This window comes from Escherichia sp. E3659 (assembly GCF_005781135.1).
Lineage (GTDB): Bacteria > Pseudomonadota > Gammaproteobacteria > Enterobacterales > Enterobacteriaceae > Escherichia.
The window spans coordinates 1-3,336 of sequence record NZ_VATQ01000070.1 but is presented as its reverse complement, the minus strand read 5'-3'; the positions used below and the strand labels follow the sequence as shown (position 1 = coordinate 3,336).

The following is a 3,336-nucleotide window of genomic DNA, read 5'->3' as shown; positions in this document are numbered from 1 at the left end:
ATCGCCAGAACACTGCCATGGCTTTCTTTAACATCTGGTTTTGGCGGTACTTCCTGTACATTCAACCAGAATAACGATTCACGGTCTGTGGGTAATGAGGAATCTGTTTTCATGATTCGGATAATCTGTTTTTGTTTTGCGCCGACTTTAAAAAAAGGAGGCTGAGGAACCATGTAGATACCGTTTCCCTCACTGGTATTATCCACCCATACCTGCCCCCCATACATCTGACCGGCATTATTGGTGACTTCAAAGGTAATATTTTTTTTATTTTCATCATAAATGAAGCGCGTCCCATTCAGTACAAACGCAGCCATAGCCTGGCTACAGAATGCGAATGAGAGCACAACTGCAATCGCCGTTTTAGCTACTTTATTCACAACGAATCTCCTGAACTTTATTGGTGTTAGCCTGTAAACCTTTCATGGAAAAATGACACTGCATTCCATTTCCCATATCAATGCGGATCTTTTCTGGTTCAGTCAGCATATTCATTAGCAGAACACCGTTTGTGGATATAAACCCGGCATTCAGTCCCTGTTCTGTGGTGGCTTCACCACCTGTAAGGTATTTACCCTGCTTATCCTTCACACGCAGGATGTAACGAAGTACGTTCTCAAAACCAAATTTTCGGTAAACCATCGCCTTTTCAGTCGGAACCACTTTGTAGGATGTCGTGCTGAAATCCATGTCGTCAGGGACGTTTTCCATGTTAATGTTAATGCTGTTTTCTGCATACCCGGACAACCACACTACAGTGTTACCATTTCGGTCAGTGGGCATGGAGTTGTTGAACTTGATTCCACTGACACCCGGTACGCTGACAATAGCGACAGTATCGGAAGACTCTTTTGTAAAGAGAGGTCCGGTTTCGCGGGTCCCTAACACAGAGCCGGAGATGCCCCCGGAGAAGCTGGTCTGTCCGTCACCCTGGCGCGAATGTGTCTGCGATACTCCAATATTTGTCTGAACAGCGTCAAACGCATAGCTGGCCGATGCCGATGCGCCCCGCTGACCACGGGAACTGATATCCGCATTGAGGTTATAGTTAACGCGATCATTCACTGAAGCTGAAATACTTGTATTGAACGTTGAACCATTGCTCCGGTTATATCCCACACTGTTACTGGCGTAATGCTGTATCCCTCTGAAGTCAAAAGGTATGCTGACACTCACCGACGCTGAATAATCCGCTTTATCAGTATTTGCGTAACGGTTATATGAACCGTTCAGGAACACAGATACCGAATCAAAAGCTGAAGTGCTCAGCGACAAGGTCGCCCCGGTATCACTCCCGTCTCTGTCCCAGTAATTCTGGTGCCACCACGCTCCACTCAGATAAGTCGTATCAAACCGATGAGACAGACGCGCCTCATACCGTGATTTCTGATTACCGTGAATAAAAGTGCGATGGGGATCAAATTCTGCATAATCCACATACCCTTTGTCCTGATAACGATATGTCAGAAGCTGCAGGTCTGTTCTGTCTGTAAAGTTTTTGGCGTACTTGACACTGACGTTCTGGCCTTTCTTTTCATCCCCATTGTTATAGCGGGCTTTAGCTGTCTGGGCACTCAGGGATAATGCCCCCAGCTCACCAAACGGTTTCGTTACGCCAATCCCTGCCGACTGATAGCGATTGTTTAACAGTATTGCCGAATTCAGCGTTGCGCTGGAAAAACCATAGTCAACACTGCCCAGCCAGAAGAGTCCGGTATCCGACGAGAACGCCTTATTCAGTTCATTACTTTGATTTTTCTTACCCATGGCAAAGTCGTACTGGAAATCACCTGGCCTTAACAACGTCGGCAGAGTAGTGACCGGATAAACCTGAACCGTCTTATGCCCGTTATCATCCTCTAACGTTACAACCAGATCGCCATTTCCGGTTGGCCGAAGGTCATCAAGACGATAAGGGCCTGCCGGAACCATGCGGGAATAAATCGTATAGCCGTTCTGGGTCACGGTTACCCGTGACGGGCCTGAAGCGATCCCCGAAATATCCGGTGCATATCCGCGTGCCTCCCACGGGCGCATGTTACTGTTAGAGCGAACTGATACGCCATAAAAATTAAAATCAGAAAATAACTCTGTCTGAGTTTGCGATTTTCCCAGTAATAAATCCCCCTGGATTTGACTGATTGCCGTGGACAATGTCATATCACTGGAGGTGAATTCTGTTTCTCCTCCTGAGCGGGATACGTTAATATTACTGGATAATACCCATCGCCCGACATTGAAACCAAGGTCAAAATTTCCGAAGGCATTTAATTTGTCATTTGTTGTTTTATTGAAGTTAGCATAATACTTCAGCCGTCCTCCGGTAACACCGTAATCCCATCGTGACGGGTCACTTTTACTGAGCAGATAAGCCTGAGGAATATCAAGCAGCAGTTTCTGCGCACTGTAATCAAAAGCTACCTGTGTATGATTTTTTTTAGCCAGCTCATAACAGTTCTTTTCTCTGTTATAAACATCATCATATTTACTGGCATCCAGCATTACACCTGCACTGTTTATCCATTCCGGAGAGAAACAGAGCATATTGTTTTTTTCATCTGCCGGTGTAATGTTTAACTCAGCCGTACCGGTTTTTTCATTGTTAACAAATACATCCACACTGTATTGTCCCTGAGGATAAGCATAATCAGATTTTAGAATCGAAGGAATTATGCTGGTCCCCTGGATAAAATCCAGATTTAAGTCCGTAGCATATCCGAGATGCGTATAAATACTCATCGCTAACAAAGAAATCTTTGGTAGTCGCGATAAGCTCATATCATCCTCCATCGGCTTATATTTGTTATCTGTTTAAGGTATTATTAATACCGCTAATGAATAGCATCAGCGGTATTGGTGAGATTAGTTATAAGTTATTGCATAAGCAGCAACGCCCTGATAATCGCCAGGGGTAGTTCCACCTTTCAATTTTGCCTGGAATTTAAAACCATCCGTATTAGCATTATTTGCATCAAATTCAATACTGGTATTAGAAGATGTTACCTGAGTGTTTGCTGTGTTTTGTGCATTCATTGCTGTCAGTTTTACGACAGCGTCGGTAGCCTTACCGGTACTATTTTTCAAGCCTTCGGCATCAAAGTTGCCATACCATGTTATGGTTGCAGTCTTACCTGCCAGGTTACCACACTGTGTTGGATTAACGGGTTTAAATGAGAATTCCGTCGGTGTCTGGCTTTCTGCATTTGGAGCCACAGTGCCCAGCTGAATAACATCCGTCATGCTACCGCCATTATTTACAGCAACATCGCAGGTTACGGATGTAACGTTACCAAAAAAATGAACTTCGCTTTGCTGTGCTGCGTTAACAGTAGCAGT

3 protein-coding genes are annotated in these 3,336 nt (G+C 44.8%); all 3 read right to left on the bottom strand.

Annotation, left to right across the window (positions count from 1 at the left end):
• Nucleotides 1–380, bottom strand: a 380-nt coding sequence (locus FEK47_RS24945) for a fimbria/pilus periplasmic chaperone (RefSeq protein ID WP_205948680.1), incomplete at its 3' end; no start/stop codon positions are given.
• A complete protein-coding gene (gene pefC / locus FEK47_RS24940) occupies nucleotides 373–2,778 on the bottom strand; it encodes a PefC/AfrB family outer membrane usher protein (RefSeq protein ID WP_138183445.1) in 2,406 nt (801 codons plus the stop codon). The genes FEK47_RS24945 and pefC, both read right to left, overlap by 8 nt.
• Before the next feature lie 84 nt (nucleotides 2,779–2,862).
• Nucleotides 2,863–3,336 (bottom strand): fimbrial protein (locus FEK47_RS24935; protein ID WP_138183444.1); only part of this gene is annotated, 474 nt, incomplete at its 5' end.

Coding starts and splice junctions, on each gene's coding strand:
- pefC (WP_138183445.1), bottom strand. CDS start 2,778: ATGAGCTTATCGCGACTACCAAAGATTTCTTTGTTAGCGATGAGTATT.